The sequence below is a fragment of the Brevundimonas sp. SS2672 genome, from assembly GCF_059579685.1.
The window spans coordinates 375,701-393,883 of sequence record NZ_CM184201.1; the positions used below are offsets into that span (position 1 = coordinate 375,701).

16 protein-coding genes are annotated in these 18,183 nt (G+C 67.8%); 10 read left to right on the forward strand and 6 right to left on the reverse strand.

Annotated features, from left to right (window positions below; genetic code table 11):
* Nucleotides 1-43 precede the first annotated feature (43 nt).
* Both AC52GN_RS01870 and AC52GN_RS01875 read right to left on the reverse strand, forming a co-directional pair.
* Nucleotides 44-745 carry an NAD-dependent deacylase gene (locus AC52GN_RS01870; protein ID WP_496527997.1) on the reverse strand — a complete coding sequence of 234 codons (702 nt, stop codon included), beginning with the start codon at nucleotides 743-745 and terminating at the stop codon, nucleotides 44-46.
* Nucleotides 742-1,629: a LysR family transcriptional regulator gene (locus AC52GN_RS01875; RefSeq protein ID WP_496527998.1), complete on the reverse strand. Its 888-nt coding sequence runs from the start codon at nucleotides 1,627-1,629 to the stop codon at nucleotides 742-744. The genes AC52GN_RS01870 and AC52GN_RS01875 overlap by 4 nt, the downstream gene beginning before the upstream one ends.
* A 175-nt stretch (nucleotides 1,630-1,804) precedes the next feature.
* Between AC52GN_RS01875 and AC52GN_RS01880 the strand changes: the two genes are divergently transcribed.
* From AC52GN_RS01880 to AC52GN_RS01915, 8 genes are all read left to right on the forward strand, one after another.
* Nucleotides 1,805-2,911 carry an S-(hydroxymethyl)glutathione dehydrogenase/class III alcohol dehydrogenase gene (locus AC52GN_RS01880; RefSeq protein WP_496527999.1) on the forward strand — a complete coding sequence of 369 codons (1,107 nt, stop codon included), beginning with the start codon at nucleotides 1,805-1,807 and terminating at the stop codon, nucleotides 2,909-2,911.
* Nucleotides 2,912-2,926: 15 nt separating this feature from the next.
* Complete coding sequence (locus AC52GN_RS01885; RefSeq protein ID WP_453989057.1) at nucleotides 2,927-3,391, forward strand: GFA family protein; 465 nt, start codon at nucleotides 2,927-2,929, stop codon at nucleotides 3,389-3,391.
* Nucleotides 3,392-3,494: 103 nt separating this feature from the next.
* On the forward strand, nucleotides 3,495-3,881 hold the full coding sequence (locus tag AC52GN_RS01890; protein ID WP_312219307.1) for a VOC family protein: 387 nt from the start codon (nucleotides 3,495-3,497) through the stop codon (nucleotides 3,879-3,881).
* 10 nt (nucleotides 3,882-3,891) lie between these two features.
* Nucleotides 3,892-4,446, forward strand: a complete 555-nt coding sequence (locus AC52GN_RS01895) for a hypothetical protein (protein WP_496528000.1) — start codon at nucleotides 3,892-3,894, stop codon at nucleotides 4,444-4,446.
* Nucleotides 4,447-4,463: 17 nt separating this feature from the next.
* Nucleotides 4,464-5,297, forward strand: a complete 834-nt coding sequence (gene fghA, locus AC52GN_RS01900) for an S-formylglutathione hydrolase (protein ID WP_496528001.1) — start codon at nucleotides 4,464-4,466, stop codon at nucleotides 5,295-5,297.
* A gap of 5 nt (nucleotides 5,298-5,302) precedes the next feature.
* Nucleotides 5,303-5,545 carry a hypothetical protein gene (locus AC52GN_RS01905; protein ID WP_291779457.1) on the forward strand — a complete coding sequence of 81 codons (243 nt, stop codon included), beginning with the start codon at nucleotides 5,303-5,305 and terminating at the stop codon, nucleotides 5,543-5,545.
* Nucleotides 5,546-5,635: 90 nt separating this feature from the next.
* The gene (locus AC52GN_RS01910; RefSeq protein ID WP_496528002.1) at nucleotides 5,636-7,471 is read left to right on the forward strand and encodes a DUF885 domain-containing protein; all 1,836 of its coding nucleotides are present in this window, start codon (nucleotides 5,636-5,638) and stop codon (nucleotides 7,469-7,471) included.
* A 92-nt stretch (nucleotides 7,472-7,563) separates the two neighbouring features.
* On the forward strand, nucleotides 7,564-9,360 hold the full coding sequence (locus AC52GN_RS01915) for a DUF885 domain-containing protein (RefSeq protein WP_496528003.1): 1,797 nt from the start codon (nucleotides 7,564-7,566) through the stop codon (nucleotides 9,358-9,360).
* An 81-nt stretch (nucleotides 9,361-9,441) separates the two neighbouring features.
* Here AC52GN_RS01915 and AC52GN_RS01920 read toward each other — a convergent pair whose 3' ends face one another.
* Nucleotides 9,442-10,566 (reverse strand): DUF1176 domain-containing protein, encoded by a 1,125-nt coding sequence (locus AC52GN_RS01920; RefSeq protein WP_496528004.1) that lies wholly within the window; start codon nucleotides 10,564-10,566, stop codon nucleotides 9,442-9,444.
* Nucleotides 10,567-10,753: 187 nt separating this feature from the next.
* Between AC52GN_RS01920 and AC52GN_RS01925 the strand changes: the two genes are divergently transcribed.
* Complete coding sequence (locus AC52GN_RS01925) at nucleotides 10,754-11,974, forward strand: NADP-dependent isocitrate dehydrogenase (protein ID WP_291779469.1); 1,221 nt, start codon at nucleotides 10,754-10,756, stop codon at nucleotides 11,972-11,974.
* Between the two features lie 320 nt (nucleotides 11,975-12,294).
* Nucleotides 12,295-12,846, forward strand: coding sequence for a DUF2939 domain-containing protein (locus tag AC52GN_RS01930; RefSeq protein ID WP_291779472.1), 552 nt, complete (start codon nucleotides 12,295-12,297; stop codon nucleotides 12,844-12,846).
* 224 nt (nucleotides 12,847-13,070) lie between these two features.
* Here the strand turns inward: AC52GN_RS01930 and alaS are convergent, their stop codons facing one another.
* The 3 genes from alaS to recA form a co-directional block, all read right to left on the reverse strand.
* Nucleotides 13,071-15,716 carry an alanine--tRNA ligase gene (gene alaS, locus AC52GN_RS01935; RefSeq protein WP_496528005.1) on the reverse strand — a complete coding sequence of 882 codons (2,646 nt, stop codon included), beginning with the start codon at nucleotides 15,714-15,716 and terminating at the stop codon, nucleotides 13,071-13,073.
* Nucleotides 15,717-15,994: 278 nt separating this feature from the next.
* On the reverse strand, nucleotides 15,995-16,477 hold the full coding sequence (gene rraA / locus AC52GN_RS01940; RefSeq protein WP_496528006.1) for a ribonuclease E activity regulator RraA: 483 nt from the start codon (nucleotides 16,475-16,477) through the stop codon (nucleotides 15,995-15,997).
* Nucleotides 16,478-16,976: 499 nt separating this feature from the next.
* Nucleotides 16,977-18,056, reverse strand: a complete 1,080-nt coding sequence (recA, locus tag AC52GN_RS01945) for a recombinase RecA (RefSeq protein ID WP_040346130.1) — start codon at nucleotides 18,054-18,056, stop codon at nucleotides 16,977-16,979.
* Nucleotides 18,057-18,183: the final 127 nt, after the last annotated feature.

The window sequence follows — 18,183 nt, forward strand, 5'->3', positions numbered from 1 at the left end:
GGACCCTCGGGACAAGCCCGAGGGTGACGGCAGTTGGAGAGGGTTAGAGCGCCTCGAAGAAGGCGGGCACGGTCTCGCTGGCGGGGCCGTAGACGCCCTCGTCGAACAGGCCCGCTCCCTGCGTCGGCTCCAGATTGATCTCGACCGTCCGCGCCCCGGCCATGCGCGCCAGTTGGACGAAGCCCGCCGCCGGATAGACCGCGCCCGAGGTGCCGATGGAGACGAACAGGTCGCATCGCGCCAGCGCCCGCTCGATCCGCTCCATCTCCAGCGGGATTTCGCCGAACCAGACGATGTGCGGGCGCAAACGTCCGTGCGGGTGATGGGGCGAGACGTGCAGGGCCTCCAGGTCTTCATGCCAGTCGCAGACGACGCCCGAGGCGGTGCAGCGCGCCTTCTTCAGCTCGCCGTGCATATGGATCAGTTCGAAGCCCGACGCGGGCGGCGTGTCCATGTGCGCCCGGTCGTGCAGATCGTCGACGTTCTGCGTCACCAGCAGGACGTCGCCCGCCCACCGCGCCGCCAGATCGGCCAGGGCCCGGTGCGCGGCGTTGGGGTGGACGCTCGCCAGTTGCCGTCGCCGCTGGTTGTAGAAGTCCTGCACCAGGGCCGGGTTGGCGGCGAAGCCCTCGGGCGTGGCGACGGCCTCGACGCGATGCCCTTCCCACAGGCCGTCGGAGGCGCGGAAGGTCGGCACCCCGCTCTCGGCCGAGACGCCGGCGCCGGTCAGGATGACGAGGTTCATGCGGGGCTCCTTGGCGCGGACAAGCGGTCGTGCAGCCAGTCGATCATGGCGCGGACCTTGGGCGGGACGTGGCGAGGGTGAGGGTGGACGGCCCAGACGCCTTCGTCGGGCGGGCGGGCTTCGTCCAGCAGGGAGACGAGGGCACCCGCTGACAGGGCTTCGGCGACGTAGAAGTCGGGCAGTTGGCACACGCCCAGCCCCTGAAGGGCCGCGTCCAGCACGGCCGCGCCGGAGTTGCAGCGCCAGCGGCCGGAGGGGCGCAAGGACACTTCACGCCCCGCCTCGGTGAAGCGCCAGTGTTCGGCCGAGCCGATCAGGCCGTTGTGGCTGGCGATCTCGGACAGGTCGCGCGGGGCGCCGCGGCGGGCCAGATAGTCGGGGCTGGCGCACAGGATCAGTCGCCGTGACGCCAGCCGCCGCGCCATCAGCCGGGAGTCGGTCAGATGGCCGAACCGCACCGCCAGATCATAGCCGTCGCCGACCAGATCGCGCAGGCGGTTGTCGAGGTCGAGTTCGATCCGCAGTTCGGGGTTCAGCTTCGCGAAGGCGTTGACGGCGGGGGCGATGAAGCGTTCGCCATAGGAGACGGAACAGGTCATGCGCAGCAGGCCGCGCGGGGCCTGATCGTCGGGCTGGACGGCGGCCAGGGCCTCGTCGCGTTCGTCGATCAGGCGGCGGCAGCGGGCCAGGAAATCGCGGCCTGCGTCGGTCAGCTCGACCCGGCGGGTGGTGCGATGGAGGAGGCGGGTCTGCAGGCGATCCTCCAGCCGGGCGATCTCGCGGCTGACGGCCGAGGTCGACAGGCTCAGACGCCGTGCGGCCGCCGAGAAGCTGGCCTGTTCGGCGACAGCGGTGAATTCGTCGATCCCGTCCCAGCGGCTCATGGGGACGTTGGATCAGGATTATTGCTCAACAGCAATAATGTTTTGCGGTTGTCGCCGTTTCGACCCGGCCGCAACGGGCGTAGTAAGGTCGCCAATCGTCACCTCTCCCGCCTTGGTCCCTGAAGCAGTGAGCGACCGCGTCGCGAGCGATAGGGACGTCCGAAGGACCAGCATCATGAAAACCCGCGCCGCCGTCGCGTTCGAAGCCAAACGCCCGCTCGAGATCGTCGAGGTCGATCTGGAAGGTCCGCGCTTTGGCGAGGTGCTGATCGAGATCAAGGCGACGGGCGTGTGCCACACCGACGCCTATACGCTGGACGGTCTGGATTCTGAGGGCCTCTTCCCCTCGATCCTGGGCCATGAGGGCGCGGGCGTGGTGGTCGAGGTGGGGCCAGGCGTGACCAGCCTTGCCGTCGGGGACCATGTCATCCCGCTGTACACGCCGGAATGCCGCCAGTGTAAGTCGTGCCTGAGCCGCAAGACCAATCTGTGCACCTCGATCCGGGGCACGCAGGGCAAGGGGCTGATGCCCGACGGCACCTCGCGCTTTTCCTACAAGGGCCAGACCCTTCACCACTACATGGGCTGTTCGACCTTCTCGAACTACACGGTCCTGCCCGAGATCGCGGTGGCCAAGATCCGCAAAGACGCGCCTTTCGACAAGGCCTGCTACGTCGGCTGCGGGGTGACGACGGGCGTGGGCGCAGTGGTCAACACGGCCAAGGTCGAGCCGGGCGCCAACGCCGTGGTCTTCGGCCTGGGCGGCATCGGCCTGAACGTCATTCAGGGGCTGAAGATGGTGGGGGCCGACATGATCATCGGCGTCGACATCAACGGCGACAAGGAGGAGTGGGGCCGTCGCTTTGGCATGACCCACTTCGTCAATCCGAAGGAGGTGTCGGACGTGGTGGCCCATCTGGTCGAGCTGACCGGGGGCGGCGCCGACTACACCTTCGACTGCACCGGCAATACCGTGGTCATGCGTCAGGCGCTGGAAGCCTGCCACCGCGGCTGGGGCGAGAGCGTCATCATCGGCGTGGCCGAGGCGGGCAAGGAGATCGCCACCCGTCCGTTCCAACTGGTCACCGGCCGCGTCTGGAAGGGCTCGGCCTTCGGCGGCGCGCGCGGCCGCACCGATACGCCGAAGATCGTCGACTGGTACATGGACGGCAAGATCGAGATCGATCCGATGATCACCCACACCCTGCCGCTGGAGCGTATTAACGAGGCCTTCGATCTGATGCATGAAGGCAAGAGCATTCGTTCGGTGATCGTTTTCTAGGAAAAGGGTTCAGCCATGGGCGACTGGAAGCTGCCGTGGACGGGGGCCTGCCTGTGCGGACAGGTGCGGGTCAGGGTTGTCGAAGCCCCGGTCTTTGCCGCCGCCTGTCACTGCCGCGCCTGTCAGAAGCTGACGGGCGGCGCCTATTCCCTGAGCCTGATGCTGCCCAGCGAGGGGCTGACGGTCGAGGGCGAGACGGAGATCGGCGGCCTGCACAATCCCGTGCCGGAGCATCACTTCTGTCCGTCGTGCAAGACCTGGCTGTTCACGCGCGGCATCGCCGGGGGGCAGTTCGTCAACCTGAGGCCCAGCCTGCTGGACGACGGGGCGTGGTTCGTTCCCCATGCCGACACCTGGACGACGGAGCGCCTGCCGGGCGTGCAGTCGGGGGCCAAGGTCGGCTATCCGGAATTCCCGCCGCCCGAGGACTATGGCGAACTGATGGGCGCCTATGCCCGAGAGGGCGCGCGCCCGAAATGAGGGCGGACTGAGCAGGTGCAGCAAAGTTCGTTGCCAAATGAAACCTGCTCGGCTTAGCTGGACGCGCCCGGCGAAAGGATCGGGCGGATCTGGGAGGATCACCATGTTCACGCACGTCACCGTCGGCGCCAACGACGTCGAGGCCTCGCACAAATTCTATGACGCCGTTCTCGGCGCCCTGGGCCATCAGCCGGGCGCGTTCAGCGACGTGCCGCTGCCGGGCGTCTGGTACATGACGCCGCGCGGGATGCTGGGCGTGGTCAAGCCGCGCGACGGCCAGGCGGCCTGTCACGCCAACGGCGGGACCATCGGCTTTGCGGCGTCCAGCCCCGAGGCGGTCGTCGCCTTCGCCGAGGCCGGGGTCGCGGCGGGCGGCGTGGCGATCGAGGACCCGGCCGGGCCGCGCACCACCCCCTTCGGCGTTCTGCATCTGGCCTATCTGCGCGATCCGTCAGGCAATAAGATCTGCGCCGTTCACCGGCCGGGCTGAGGATAAGGCGATGAAGGCGAAGGCGGCGATTCTGGTCGGGCTGGCGGCGTTCAGCCTGTCGGCCTGCGATCGAGGCGGAGATCGGCCCGCTGCGCCGCCGGAGGCCGGAGCGTCCGCCGAGGCCTGGGTCCGCAAGGACGTGGTCCTCTACCTGCCCGATCGCGTGATGAAGAAGCGTGCGGACGAGGCGACCCTGTCGCCCTATCTGCAGGCGGCGGGCGCGGCGGCGGAAACGGCGGTGCGCGCCGCCCCGGTCCAGCCCGGCGCCTCGGGCATGGTGCTGGTGATGGTCAAGCCGGGCGGTCGGTCGAAGGCCTGGGTCGTCACGGGCGAACCGGCGCCCAGTCCGGAGACGCTGGCGGCGGCAGTCGCCGCGGTCGAGGCCGTGCCGGCCCCTGCCGTGCGCGAGGGGCCGGTGCTGGTCGGCATCGGCTTCGACGCCTGGGGCGGGGGCGCGGCGCCGGCCGGGGCCCAGCCGCCGATCCCGCGCGACTGGTATGCGCATTTCTCGAAGGACGGCGGCCGACTGGACGACGCCTTCATGGCCACGGTCTGGCCGGACTGATCTGGAGTTTGAGTCCTATGGAAACGGTCAAGAGCCACGTCGTTCACGGCGGGACGCTGCGCTATCTGAAGCACGACAGCGCGACGACGGGCACGCCCATGACGCTGACGGTCTTTGTTCCAGCGGGAGAGGGGCCGTTCCCGGTCCTGATCTGGCTGTCGGGCCTGACCTGCACCGAGGACAACTTCACCACCAAGGCTGGGGCCTACAAGGCCGCCGCCGAACACGGCGTCATCATCGTCGCGCCGGACACCTCGCCGCGCGGGGAAGGCGTGGCGGACGATCCGGCCTATGATCTGGGGCAGGGCGCGGGCTTCTATGTCGATGCGACCGAGGCGCCGTGGGCGCCGCATTTCCGCATGGAAAGCTATGTCACGGGCGAGCTGATCGAGCTGATCGACGCCGAGTTCCCGACGACGAAGACGCGCTCCGTCTTCGGCCATTCGATGGGCGGGCATGGGGCGTTGACGTTGGCGCTGCGCCATCCCGAACTGTTCCGGTCGGTGTCGGCCTTTGCGCCCATCTCGTCGCCGACGCGCTGTCCGTGGGGCGAGAAGGCTTTCTCCGCCTATCTGGGCGAGGACCGGGCGGAATGGGCTAAACATGACGCGGCCCTGCTGATCGAAGGCGGGGCGGCGAAAGGCGTTTTCGACGACATCCTGGTGGACCAGGGCGACGCGGATTCCTTCCTGACCGATCAGCTGAAGCCGGAACTGCTGAAGGCGGCGGCGGAAAAGGCCGGGCAGGGGCTGACCCTGCGGATGCAGCCGGGCTATGACCACTCCTACTTCTTCATGGCCAGCTTCGTGGACGACCATGTGGCCTTCCACGCCAAGCGGCTGAAAGCCTGAGTGTGATGACCGACGCCGCCCCCGATTTCGACTCCATGTTCGCCGACCTGTGCACCCAGGTCGGCTTCTGCCTGCATGAGAAGGGACAGAAGAAGGTCATCGCCGCCCTGCCCAAGGGGCTGGATGCGGCCGTCCGCGCCGTCTTCGCCGCCGAGGGCGTGGACGAGCCGAACGCGCCGGGCGACCTGAAGCGCGCCGTGCGCGACTGCATCAAGGCCCATGTGGGCGCGCCCCGACCGGGCGCATGACTCAGACTTAATCCGCAAGGCGACGATCAAGCCTTGCGGGCGGCCCTTGCATCGTTAGCATCCCCGACCATCGCTTTTGGGAGGAAGCTCATGATGGATCGCCGCCGCCTGTTGATGTCGGTCGCCGCCGGGGGCGCGCTGGCCGCCGTCGGCCCGGTTCGCGCCCTGGCCTCGACAGCCTTGACGCAAGCCGCGCCGAACGCGGCCACGACCGCGTTCCACGCCCTGTTGGACCGCATCGCCGACGAGATGCTGTTGTCGGACCCGGAACTGCTGACCATGCTGGGCATGGACCGGGGACCGAAAGCCGACGCCCGCTTCAAGCTGAGCGATCGCTCTCAGGCCAAGATCGACGCCGACAAGGCCAAGTTCGTCGACGCCATGAAGGCGGTGAAGGCCATCGATCAGGGACAGCTGAACGCGGCGGATCAGGTCTATTACGACACGCTGGAGTTCTTCGGCGACACGGTGATGACCGGCTACGACTTCCCCTACGGCGGCGGCTTCTCGCCCTCGCCCTACACCGTCAGCCAGTTGGGCGGCGCCTACCAGCAGATCCCGGACTTCCTGGACAGCCAGCACCGGATCGAGACGGCCGACGACGCCGAGGCCTATCTGTCGCGCCTGTCCGCATTCGCGGCGGGCATGGACGCCGAGCGGGCGCGGATGCAGGCCGAGTTCGCCGCCGGGGCCGTGCCGCCGGACTTCGTCATCGACCGCACCCTGACCCAGATGGACGCCATCACCGGCACCGCTGTCGCCGACTCGGTCATGACCAAGTCCCTGGCGCGCCGCACGGCCGAGAAGGATATTTCCGGCGACTGGGCCGCGCGGGCCGAGGCCATCCTGACCAATGAGGTCTATCCCGCCATCCAGCGTCAGGCCGACGCCTTCAAGACCGTGCGCCCGAACGCGACCCACGACGGCGGCGTCTGGCGCCTGCCGGACGGCGAGGCCTATTACCGGTTTGGGCTGAAATACTACACCACCTCCTCCATGACGCCGGACGAGGTGCACCAGATGGGGCTGGAGCAGGTGGCTGAAATCTCGGCCCGCACCGACGCCCTGCTGAAAGCGCAAGGCCTGACGCAGGGCTCGGTGGGCGCCCGCGTCGCCGCGCTCGGCGAGGATGCTCGCTTCGTCTATCCGAACACGGACGAAGCCAAGGATGAGCTGATCCAGGAACTGAATGCGCAGATGGTCGCCATCCAGGCGCGCATGCCGGAATACTTCGGCCGTCTGCCCAAGTCGCCGTGCGACATCAAGCGCGTGCCGGTCGCCATCGAGGCCGGGGCGCCGGGCGGCTACTACATGCCGCCGGCCCTGGATGGGTCGCGTCCGGGCGCCTACTACATCAATCTGCGCGACACGGCCGAATGGCCCAAATGGACCCTGCCGACCCTGACCTATCACGAGGCGGTGCCGGGCCACCACTTCCAGATCGCCCTGCAGCAGGAGAAGCCGGACACGCCGCTGCTGATGAAGGTCATGGGCTTCTCGGCCTATTCCGAGGGCTGGGGCCTTTACGCCGAACAGCTGGCGGACGAGATCGGCGCCTATGAGAACGATCCCTTCGGCCAGATCGGCTATCTGCAGTCGCTGATGTTCCGGGCCGCGCGCCTGGTCGTGGATTCCGGCCTTCACCACAAGCGCTGGAGCCGCGAGCAGGGCATCCGCTACATGGTCGACACCCTGGGCGACCAGGAATCGAGCATCGCCACCGAAGTCGAGCGCTACTGCGTCTGGCCTGGTCAGGCGTCCAGCTACAAGGTCGGCCACACCACCTGGGTGCGTCTGCGCGAGGACGCCAAGAAGCGTCTGGGCGGCCGCTTCGACATCAAGGGCTTCCATGACACGGGTCTGAACCTCGGCGGCGTGCCGCTGACGGTGCTGGAGCGGACCATGAACGCCTGGACCCCGGTCTGACGGCCTGATCTTTCCCGGACGCGCCGGTCCGTCATTGAGTGTGATGAGAGCAACGCCCGGCGCGGCGCGGCTCTGTTGGGGGGAGTATCCGAATGATCAATCGCCGCAATCTTCTGCTGAGCGCCGCCGCGACTGCGGCCGCAGCGCCCATGCTGGCCCAATGCGCCGCCGCCGCAAACGACGCCGATGCGCGCCTGAACGCCTTGCTGGACGGCTGGTTCGAGGCCGACATCGACGAGAGGCCTGAACGCGCCACCAACCTGGGCCTGGACAAGGACGCCCGCGCCGGCCTGTCGTCCAAGCTCAGCGAAGCGGGGCCCGACGCCATCCGCAAGGATCGCGAAAAGGCGGTCCGGCGCTGGGACGAGCTGAAGGCGTTCGATCAGAAGGGGCTGTCCGAGGCCGGGGCGTTGAACTACGCCATCGCCGCCTTCGGGCGCGAGACGTCGGCCGAGACGGCGCGCTTCGACTATGGTTCGGGGCCGGGGCGTCCCTCGCCCTATATCGTGACCCAGCTGTCGGGCGCCTATTTCTCCACGCCCGACTTCATGGACAACCAGCACCGCATCGAGGATGCGGCCGGCGCCGACGCCTTCCTGTCGCGCCTGGAGGCCTTTGCGGGCGTGCTGGACGGCGAGACGGCCAAGGTTCAGGAAGACGCCGGTCTAGGCGTGATCCCGCCGGACTTCATCATCGACCGGATGCTGCCGCAGATCCGCACCCTGCGCGACACTCCGGCCGCCGACATGGCCATGATCAAGTCGCTGGTCCGCAAGGCCGGAGCGCTGAATCTGTCGGGTTATGACGCGCGCGCCGCCGCCCTGGTGGACGAGAAGGTCAAGCCGGCCCTGGCCCGTCAGATCGAGGCGCTGGAAGCGATCCGTCCAAAAGCGGTGCACGACGCGGGCGTGTGGCGCCTGCCGGACGGCGAAGCCTTCTACGCCGCCGGGTTGAAGTCGAACACCACGACCACGCTCTCGGCCAAGGAAATCCACGCCATGGGCGTCGAGCAGGTGGCCGAGATCTCGGCCGAGATCGACGCCATCCTGAAGTCGCAGGACTATACTCAGGGCACGGTCGGCGAGCGGGTTCAGGCCCTGAACAAGGACCCCGCCCAGCTGTTCCCCAACACCGACGCGGGCAAGGAAGAGCTGCTGAAGTGGCTGAACGAACAGGTCGCCGCGCTTGAGCCGAAGCTGCCGACGGTGTTCGGCCGTCTGCCCAAGACCCACGTCGAAATCCGCCGCGTGCCGGTGTCGATCCAGTCGGGCGCGCCGGGCGGCTACTATCAGGGACCGCCGCTGGATGGCTCGCGTCCGGGCGCCTACTACATCAACCTGCGCGACAGCGGGAACTGGCCGAAGTTCGCCCTGCCGACCCTGACCTATCACGAGGCCTCGCCGGGCCACCACCTGCAGGTCGCCCTGCAGCGCGAGTCGGGCGAACTGCCGCAATGGCGCCGCGCCGGCGGCTTCTCGGCCTTCAACGAGGGCTGGGCCCTGTACGCGGAGGCCGTGGCGGCCAACGACCTGGACGCCTATGCGGCCGATCCGCTGGGCCGGGTCGGCTTCCTGATGTCCTATCTGTTCCGGGCGGTGCGTCTGGTGGTCGACACCGGCATTCACTCCGAACGCTGGAGCCGTGAGCGGGCGGTCGAATATATGGCGGCCTCGGGCGCCAAGCCGCTGGACGCCTCGAACAGCGAGATCAACCGCTATTCGGTCTGGCCGGGTCAGGCCTGCGCCTACAAGGTCGGCCATACCGTCATCGCCCGCCTGCGTGAGGAAGCGCAGGCGAGGGACGGCTTCGACCTGCGCGCCTTCCACGACAAGGTGCTGGGCAGCGGCTCCCTGCCGCTGGCGGTGCTGGAAGGGCGGATGCGCGTCTGACGCGCGGCTGAGGCCTGAAACGAAAGACGGCCCGGACGTTTGCGCATCCGGGCCGATTTCCTGTCGGGCGTCGTCGGTCTGTCAGGTCGCCGCGCGCCAGGTGGTCGGCCACAGGTCCTGCGGCACGGCCGTGCAGATCGGCATCGCCTTTTCGTTCAGCAGGGCGAAGCGTTCGCCGGTCCAAGCCCAGCTTCCCATGCGGCCGCAGTCGCCGATGCCGCGTCCGCGGCCGAAGGCGGACAGGGTGCGGCTCTTGGGGTCATAGCGGCTGTTGACCAGCTCATCGTTGCTGCCCGTGGCCGTGGGGAAGTCGACCGGCTGAGGCGAAGTCCCGTCCGCCGGGGTGATGAAGTAGACCTGGGTGAAGTTGTAGGCGCCCTCGCCGCAGGGCACGCTCCACAACAGCTTGTCGGAGGCCAGGCGGGACACCACGACGTCCGGCTCGAACCGCTCGCCCTTGCGGGACGTGGCCAGGCATTCCTGGATCTTGGGATGGGCCAGCAGGGCGGGCGACAGGTCGTCCTGCACCAGACCGTCCTGAGGCGCGGCGGAGGCGATGGTCACGCGCGGCGCGGCGGGAGCGGCCGGCACCTCGGAGGCGGGGCGCTCGCCGCGCCGGATCAGGGCGGTGGCGGTGTCCAGCCGTCCCTGGCGTTCGTCGATCCACAGGAAGGCGGCGGCGGCCCCGCCCAGGCTGACCTTCATCTGCCGGTCGCCGCGCCTCAGCGCCATGGCCGCGCCGCCGCCCAGATCGTGCAGAAGCTGGGGCGAGGGGGTGTTGAAGGCGACGATCTCGCCCTCCTCGTCCATCTTCGCATTCTGACCCGCATAGCGACGCCCGTCGATCTCGGCGTAGACGGAGCCCTCGCCGTCCTCCAGGCCCCAGCCGCCCATGTGGACGACCGGGCGGGCGTCCGGCCCCGGCGCCAGGGCGACCAGGACGAAGCCCATCTGGTTCGCGCCCGGTCCGAAGGCGACGCAGTGGTTGGTGTTGTCGCAGGTCGCGGTCCAGTCGCGGAACTCGCGCGTCATGCTGGGCGGATTGGCGGCGATCTGAACGGCGGGGGCAGGCGCGGCGGCGGCTTCAGCAGGAGGAGGCGCGGGCGGGGAGTCCTGCGTCGCGGCGGCCTCGCCGCCCTTGCAGGCGCCAAGGACGAGAGGAAGAAGGGCGACGGAGGCGGCGAACCGCAGGCGGCGAAGCGACATCAGGCGTTCCATGCGTTAATCGATCGGCGACGCCAAGCGTAGCCGTGAAGAAGCCAAGCGGCCAAGCTGCGGTTTCGTTCCGGCGGTTCGGTTCGAGCCGTGCGGCTTTCGTCCCCTTTGCGCCCGCGCGCAGGGGTCGCTATACCGCCTGCACCGAATTCCTTCCCTGAGAGACAGAGGCGTAAGCATGGCCAAGATCAAGGTCGCCAATCCCATCGTGGACATCGACGGCGACGAAATGACCCGGATCATCTGGCAGATGATCAAGGACAAGCTGGTCTTCCCCTATCTGGACCTCGAACTCGACTACTACGACCTCGGCATGGAAAGCCGGGACGCCACCGACGATCAGATCACGATCGATGCGGCCCACGCCATCCAGAAGCACGGCGTCGGCGTGAAGTGCGCCACCATCACCCCGGACGAGGCGCGCGTCGCCGAATTCGGCCTGAAGAAGATGTGGAAGTCGCCGAACGGCACCATCCGCAACATCCTGGGCGGCGTGGTCTTCCGCGAGCCGATCATCTGCAAGAACGTGCCGCGCCTGGTGCCGGGCTGGACCCAGCCGATCGTCGTCGGCCGTCACGCCTTCGGCGACCAGTACAAGGCCACCGACTTCCTGATGCCGGGCGCCGGCACCCTGTCGATCAAGTTCGTCGGCGACGACGGCGAAGTGATCGAGCACGAGGTCTACAAGTCGCCGGGCGCCGGCGTCGCCATGGGCATGTACAACCTCGACTCCTCGATCCGCGACTTCGCGCACGCCTCCTTCGCCTATGGCCTGCAGCGCAACTATCCGGTCTATCTGTCGACCAAGAACACCATCCTCAAAGCCTACGACGGCCGCTTCAAGGACATCTTCCAGGAAGTCTTCGACGCCGACTACGCCGAGGAATTCAAGAAGCGCGGCCTGACCTATGAGCACCGCCTGATCGACGACATGGTCGCGGCCGCGATCAAGTGGTCGGGCGGCTTCGTCTGGGCGTGCAAGAACTACGACGGCGACGTGCAGTCGGACATCGTGGCCCAGGGCTTCGGCTCGCTGGGCCTGATGACCTCGGTGCTGATGACGCCGGACGGCAAGGTCATGGAAACGGAAGCCGCCCACGGCACCGTGACCCGTCACTATCGCCAGCATCAGAAGGGCGAGGCCACCTCGACCAACTCGATCGCCTCGATCTTCGCCTGGACGCGCGGCTTCAAGCACCGCGCCAAGCTGGACGACAACGCCCAGCTGGCCGAGTTCGCCGATACGCTGGAGCGCGTGGTGGTCGAGACCGTCGAGTCGGGCTTCATGACCAAGGACCTGGCCCTGCTGGTCGGCGATCAGCAGTCCTGGCTGACGACCGAAGGCTTCCTGGACAAGGTGTCCGAGAACCTGAAGAAGGCTCTGCCGGGCATCGGCTGAGTTTAGCTCAGAATGACATCAAGGCCCGCCGGAGCGATCCGGCGGGCCTTTTTGTTGGTGGCGTCATTCAACCTTCTGCCGTCATCCTCGGGCTTGACCCGAGGATCCAGCCATCCGCGTGCTGAACGTGGGCGAGGTCGAGCGCGCCGTCATCCTCGGGTCAAGCCCGAGGATGACGGCGCGGGGGTGTCGGGGACGGCGGGACGGAGCCGGTGAAAACACGCATTGAACCGGCCTGCGATCCATGTCCCTAATCCGTTTAGGGATTTTGGCGCCGTTTCGTCGTCGTCCCGTCGCGTTCGTAAGGCAGGGGAGGGCCGATGAACCGCAAGCTGATCATTCGTCTGGGGCTGACGGCGGGGGCCGTCTTCGTGCTCGCCTACGCCGCCTCGCCCCTGCTGGCGGCGCGGTCGTTGATCCAGGCGGCCCGGACGGGGGACGAGAAGGCGCTGGAGCGCCAGGTCGACTTTCCCGCCTTCCGCGCCAGCCTCAAGGACGAGCTGAACGCCCGCATGATGGTCGAGATGCGCAAGGACCGGCGTCTGGCCGACAGCGGCCTGTCTGGGCTGGGGATGTTGTTGGCGCCGGCTCTCGTCGGCGGGGCGGTCGACGCCTTCGTCACGCCGCAGGCCATCTCGATGATGGTGCAGGAGGGTCGCGCGCCCAAGCCGGAGATCACGCGCCAGGAGCCTCCGGAGGCGAAGTCCGAGAACAAGCGCGTGCGCCAGTCCTGGGGCTATCGCGACCTGGACACCTTCGCCGTCACCCTGACCCGCGACGACCGGCCGGATGAGCAGGTCGCCCTGCTGATGAAGCGTCGCAATCTGTTCGGCTGGAAGCTGGCCGGGATTGATCTGGGGACGCCGGAGTAGTGATGTCCCTCTCCCGGCGGGAGAGGGCTTGAGCGCGCGAGAGCCGAAGGCGATCGCTCTTGCGCGAAAGGGTGAGGGGCTGTCCCGTCAGTCGGCGTAAGCCGTCGCGTTGCTGATCAGCGACGGCCTTCGGCCGACTTCACCCGCGAACCCTCACCCTTTCGCCTTCACCAATCGCTGCGCTCTTGGAGGCTCAAGCCCTCTCCCATTGGGAGAGGGTAAGATCAGCCCTTCAGCGCGGCGCGGATGGCGTTCAGGCCGTCCTCGGCCTTGGAGCCGTCGGGCGCGCCGCCCTGGGCGAAGTCGGGCTTGCCGCCGGCGCCCTTGCCGCCCATGGCGATGACGGCGTCGCGGGCCAGGTCGGCCGCATTGACCTTGCCGGCCATGTCCGGCGTGGCGGCGACGGTGATGGCCGCCTTGCCGTCGGTGACGCCGACCAGGGCGACGACGCCCGAGCCGAGTTGCTTCTTGAAGTCCTCGGCCACGCCGCGCAGGCCCTTGCCGTCTACGCCGTCCAGAACGCGGGCGATCAGCTTGATCCCGCCGATCTCTTCAGGGGCCGCATTGGCGCCCGCGCCGCCGCCCAGCGCCAACTGCTTCTTCAGGTCGGCGACCTGCTTCTCCAGCGTCTTGACCGAGGCCTGCAGACCCTCAACGCGGGCCGGAACCTCAGCGGGCTGGATCTTGAAGCCCTGGGCCAGATGGCGCGCGACATTGGCCTGATCCAGCAAGAAGCGGCGGGCGGCGTCACCGGTCAGGGCCTCGACGCGGCGCACGCCCGCAGCCACGCCACCTTCGGACACGATCTTGAACAGGGCGATGTCGCCGGTGCGGAAGACGTGGGTGCCGCCGCACAGTTCGACCGAATAGGCGCCGGGACCCGACAGCGCGCGGCCGATGGTCAGGACGCGGACCTCGTCGCCGTACTTTTCGCCGAACAGGGCCACGGCGCCCGCCGCGATGGCGGCGTCGGGCGTCATCAGTTCGGTGGTGACCGGGACGTTCTGGCGGATGACGGCGTTCACCTCGTCCTCGACGCGGGCGATCTCCTCGTCCGTCATCGGGGCGTTGTGGCTGAAGTCGAAGCGCATACGCTCGGCGTCGACCATCTGGCCCTTCTGGGCGACGTGGGCGCCCAGCACGTTCTTGACGGCGGCGTGGAACAGGTGAGCGGCCGAGTGGTTGGCGCGGGTGGTCGGGCGCGAGCCTTCCTCGACCGTGGCGGTTACGACCGCGCCGGTGGCCAGCGAGCCCTGGGTCACTTCGAGGGTGTGAACGTGCAGGTCGCCGCCGTGCTTCTTGGTGTCCAGGACGCGGCCCTCGCCGCCGCTCCAGACGAAGGCACCCTTGTCGCCCGCCTGGCCGCCGCCTTCGCCGTAGAAGGGGGTCTTGTCCAGCAACACCTCGACGGTCTCGCCGGTCGCGGCGGACGCAGCCTCGGCGCCGTCCTTGACGATGGCGATGACCTTGCCTTCGCCGGTCTCGGACTCATAGCCGGTGAATTCGGTGCCGCCGTGCTGGTCGCGCAGGGCCAGCCAGGCGCCGGCCGAGGCCGTCTGGCCCGAGCCCTTCCAGTGCTCGCGCGAGCGGTCGCGCTGCTCGGCCATGGCGGATTCGAAGCCGTCGACGTTGACGCTGAAGCCGCGACGGCGGGCCTCGTCCTGCGTCAGGTCCAGCGGGAAGCCGTAGGTGTCGTACAGGGTGAAGGCCGTCTGGCCGTCCAGCATGTCGCCCGCCTTGAAGTCGGCCGTCGCCTGATCGAACAGGTTCATGCCGCGGCCGAGCGTGGTGCGGAAGCGGATCTCTTCCTGCTTCAGCGTGTCCTCGATGAAGGCCTGGGCGCGGCCCAGTTCGGGATAGGCCTCGCCCATCTCCTCGACCAGGGTCGGCACCAGACGGTGCATCAGCGGGTCCTGCGCGCCCAGCAGGTGGGCGTGGCGCATGGCGCGGCGCATGATGCGGCGCAGGACATAGCCCCGACCCTCGTTCGAGGGGGTCACGCCGTCGGCGATCAGGAAGGCGGTCGAACGCAGGTGGTCGGCGATGACCCGGTGCGACGGGGCGCGCTCGCCCTCGGCCTTGGTGTGGGTCAGCTCTTCCGAGGCCGCGATCAGATTGCGGAACAGGTCCACTTCATAGTTGGAGTGGACGCCCTGGAGCACGGCGGCGATGCGCTCCAGACCCATGCCGGTGTCGACCGACTTCTTGGGCAGTTCGCGAACGATCTCGTCGTTCTCCTTCTCGAACTGCATGAAGACGTTGTTCCAGATCTCGACGAAGCGGTCGCCGTCCTCGTCCGGCGAACCGGGGGGGCCGCCGAAGATGTGGTCGCCGTGGTCGTAGAAGATTTCGGTGCAGGGGCCGCACGGGCCGCTGTCGCCCATGGCCCAGAAGTTGTCGTTGGTGGGGATGCGGATGATCTTCTCGTCCGCAAAGCCCGTGACCTTCTTCCAGATGTCGAAGGCTTCGTCGTCGGTATGATAGACGGTGACCAGCAGGCGGGCGGGATCGAGACCGAACTCCTTGGTCAGCAGGGTCCAGGCGCGCTCGATCGCGTGGTCCTTGAAGTAGTCGCCGAACGAGAAATTGCCCAGCATTTCAAAGAAGGTGTGGTGACGCGCGGTGTAGCCGACGTTGTCCAGATCGTTGTGCTTGCCCCCGGCGCGCACGCATTTCTGCGAGCTGGTGGCGCGGTTGTAGGGCGCGGTCGCCGCGCCGGTGAAATAGTCCTTGAACGGCACCATGCCCGCGTTGACGAACAGCAGGGTCGGGTCGTTCTGCGGCACGAGCGGAGCCGACTGCACCTTCTCGTGGCCGTCGGCGGCGAAGTAGTCGAGGAAGGTGGAACGGATCTGCTTCAGGCTGGTCATGGGCGTATCGCTCTGGAACTCGGGCGCGCGGGAGGAAATATCGGAACCGGCGTCATATAGGGATTTTGCGCCGAACGCATCACTGAGGCGTGATGCGGGCGGCGCGGGCGGGCGTTTTCGTTGTTCAGGACCATGTCGGCCGTCGCGCTCACCGTCATCCTCGGGCTTGACCCGAGGATCGGACTCTCCGCCTGCGGGACGATAGCGACCGAGGCGCGCGCCGCCTCGCGCGATCCTCGGGTCAAGCCCGAGGATGACGGAAGGAGGGGAGGCGAGCCTTAGTCGTGCAACCGCTCGGCCGACACGATGACCCCGTCCTCGTCGGCGTAGAGCCAGTCGCCGGGGGTGAAGATGACGCCGCCGAAGGCGGTGGGGATGTCGATCTCGCCGATGGCGTCGCGGTCGGCGCGCAGAGGGATGGTCCCCAGGGCTTTGACGCCGACGTGCATGGTGTTGATGACAGCGCTGTCGCGCACGGCGCCGTGGACGACGATCCCGGCCCAGCCGTTGTCGATGGCCAGCTTCGCCAGATTGTCGCCGACCAGGGCGCGCTTCAGCGAACCGCCGCCGTTGACCACCAGGACGGCCCCCTGACCGGGCCGCTCCAGCGTCTGGCGGACCAGGGCGTTGTCGTCCAGCACGCTGAGGGTGCGGATCGGACCGTAAAAGGCGGTGACCTGGCCGAAGCTGCGGAAAGGCGTCTGGCAGACCTTCACCACGTCGGTGTGGGCGTCGCAGAGGTCGGCGGTGGCGAAGGTCATGGGGAGGCTCCGGTTCTTTGTGGAGAGCTTGCCCGTTGGGAGCCATGGGGAACAAGGCCGTTGCGCGGAGAAACGCGTTGGCGGCGTGTCTCAATCTCCGCTCATCCCGGCGGACGCCGGGATCCAGTAAGAACGCCCCGCGCCTCGCCATCTGTTGACCGCTGCGCCTTGGAAGCCAAAGCACTGGATCCCGGCGTCCGCCGGGATGAGCGGGGAGAGGGGGCGGCGTCTTGAGCGGGCAAAAAAGAGGCCCGCCCGAAGCAGGTCGGGCGGGCCGATCTCCGTCCGACCGGCCACGCGGGGTCGGTAGGCGGGTCGCGCAGCGGCGAACGGAGAAGCTCTGGCCGATCAGGAAAGGCCCGCCCTTTCCGCCATCATCCTCGGGCTTGACCCGAGGATCGGACCACCTGCGCGATCCGGGCGGAGAAGGAAGAGGGCGTTTCCCGACTGTATCCTCGGGTCAAGCCCGAGGATGATGGCGTTCAGATGATGGGACGGATCAGCCCTCCAGGTCCTGGCCCTCGTCGGGTTCGGGGGCGCCCAGCATGTCGTCGGCGATCTTGGCCGTGGACTGGCGCACCGCCTTCTCGATGGCGAGGGCCATGTCGGGGTTGTTCTTCAGGAACTCCTTGGCGTTCTCGCGGCCCTGACCGATGCGGGTGGAGTCGTAGGAGAACCAGGAGCCGGACTTCTCGATGATGTTGGCCTTGACCCCCAGGTCGATGATCTCGCCGATCTTGGAGATGCCTTCGCCGTACATGATGTCGAAGATGACCTCGCGGAACGGCGGGGCGACCTTGTTCTTGACCACCTTGACGCGGGTGGTGTTGCCGACCACCTCGTCGCGGTTCTTGATCGCGCCGGTGCGGCGGATGTCCAGGCGCACCGAGGCGTAGAACTTCAGCGCATTGCCGCCCGTCGTCGTTTCCGGCGAGCCGTACATGACGCCGATCTTGTGACGGATCTGGTTGATGAACAGGACGATGCACTTCGACTTGGAGATCGAGGCCGTCAGCTTACGCAGGGCCTGCGACATCAGGCGGGCCTGAAGGCCGGGCAGGCTGTCGCCCATCTCGCCCTCGATCTCAGCGCGGGGCGTCAGGGCGGCGACGGAGTCGACCACCACGATGTCCACGGCGCCCGAGCGCACCAGGGTGTCGACGATCTCCAGCGCCTGCTCGCCGGCGTCGGGCTGCGACACCAGCAGGTCGTCCAGGTTGACGCCCAGCTTCTGGGCGTAGACCGGGTCCAGCGCGTGCTCGGCGTCGACGAAGGCGGCCACGCCGCCCTTCTTCTGGACCTCGGCCACGGTGTGCAGGGCCAGGGTCGTCTTGCCCGAGGATTCGGGGCCGAACACCTCGATCACCCGGCCGACCGGCAGACCGCCGATGCCGAGCGCCATGTCGAGGCCCAGCGAGCCGGTCGAGACGCTCTCGATCTCGGCCACCTGTCCGGCCTTGCCCAGTTTCATGACCGAGCCCTTGCCGAAGGCGCGATCGATCTGCGCGATCGCCGCCTCTAGAGCGCGTTGTTTGTCGCCGTCTTCTTTACCCACGAGCTTCAGTGCCGCCTGTGACATTGGTTTTCTCTCCCTTGCCATGATTCCCATCTGACTTCGGGAGAGACCCGCCACGGACCCGCTCCCTTGGTGAGCCGGACTATGGACACGGTTTGTTCTTGTTCGCAAGATGTTCTCGTGAACTGAA

Coding starts and splice junctions, on each gene's coding strand:
- AC52GN_RS01915 (WP_496528003.1), top strand. CDS start 7,564: ATGATCAATCGCCGCAATCTTCTGCTGAGCGCCGCCGCGACTGCGGCC.
- AC52GN_RS01870 (WP_496527997.1), bottom strand. CDS start 745: ATGAACCTCGTCATCCTGACCGGCGCCGGCGTCTCGGCCGAGAGCGGG.
- AC52GN_RS01890 (WP_312219307.1), top strand. CDS start 3,495: ATGTTCACGCACGTCACCGTCGGCGCCAACGACGTCGAGGCCTCGCAC.
- AC52GN_RS01910 (WP_496528002.1), top strand. CDS start 5,636: ATGATGGATCGCCGCCGCCTGTTGATGTCGGTCGCCGCCGGGGGCGCG.
- AC52GN_RS01875 (WP_496527998.1), bottom strand. CDS start 1,629: ATGAGCCGCTGGGACGGGATCGACGAATTCACCGCTGTCGCCGAACAG.
- fghA (WP_496528001.1), top strand. CDS start 4,464: ATGGAAACGGTCAAGAGCCACGTCGTTCACGGCGGGACGCTGCGCTAT.
- alaS (WP_496528005.1), bottom strand. CDS start 15,716: ATGACCAGCCTGAAGCAGATCCGTTCCACCTTCCTCGACTACTTCGCC.
- AC52GN_RS01895 (WP_496528000.1), top strand. CDS start 3,892: ATGAAGGCGAAGGCGGCGATTCTGGTCGGGCTGGCGGCGTTCAGCCTG.
- AC52GN_RS01905 (WP_291779457.1), top strand. CDS start 5,303: ATGACCGACGCCGCCCCCGATTTCGACTCCATGTTCGCCGACCTGTGC.
- AC52GN_RS01885 (WP_453989057.1), top strand. CDS start 2,927: ATGGGCGACTGGAAGCTGCCGTGGACGGGGGCCTGCCTGTGCGGACAG.
- AC52GN_RS01880 (WP_496527999.1), top strand. CDS start 1,805: ATGAAAACCCGCGCCGCCGTCGCGTTCGAAGCCAAACGCCCGCTCGAG.
- recA (WP_040346130.1), bottom strand. CDS start 18,056: ATGTCACAGGCGGCACTGAAGCTCGTGGGTAAAGAAGACGGCGACAAA.
- AC52GN_RS01925 (WP_291779469.1), top strand. CDS start 10,754: ATGGCCAAGATCAAGGTCGCCAATCCCATCGTGGACATCGACGGCGAC.
- rraA (WP_496528006.1), bottom strand. CDS start 16,477: ATGACCTTCGCCACCGCCGACCTCTGCGACGCCCACACCGACGTGGTG.
- AC52GN_RS01930 (WP_291779472.1), top strand. CDS start 12,295: ATGAACCGCAAGCTGATCATTCGTCTGGGGCTGACGGCGGGGGCCGTC.
- AC52GN_RS01920 (WP_496528004.1), bottom strand. CDS start 10,566: ATGTCGCTTCGCCGCCTGCGGTTCGCCGCCTCCGTCGCCCTTCTTCCT.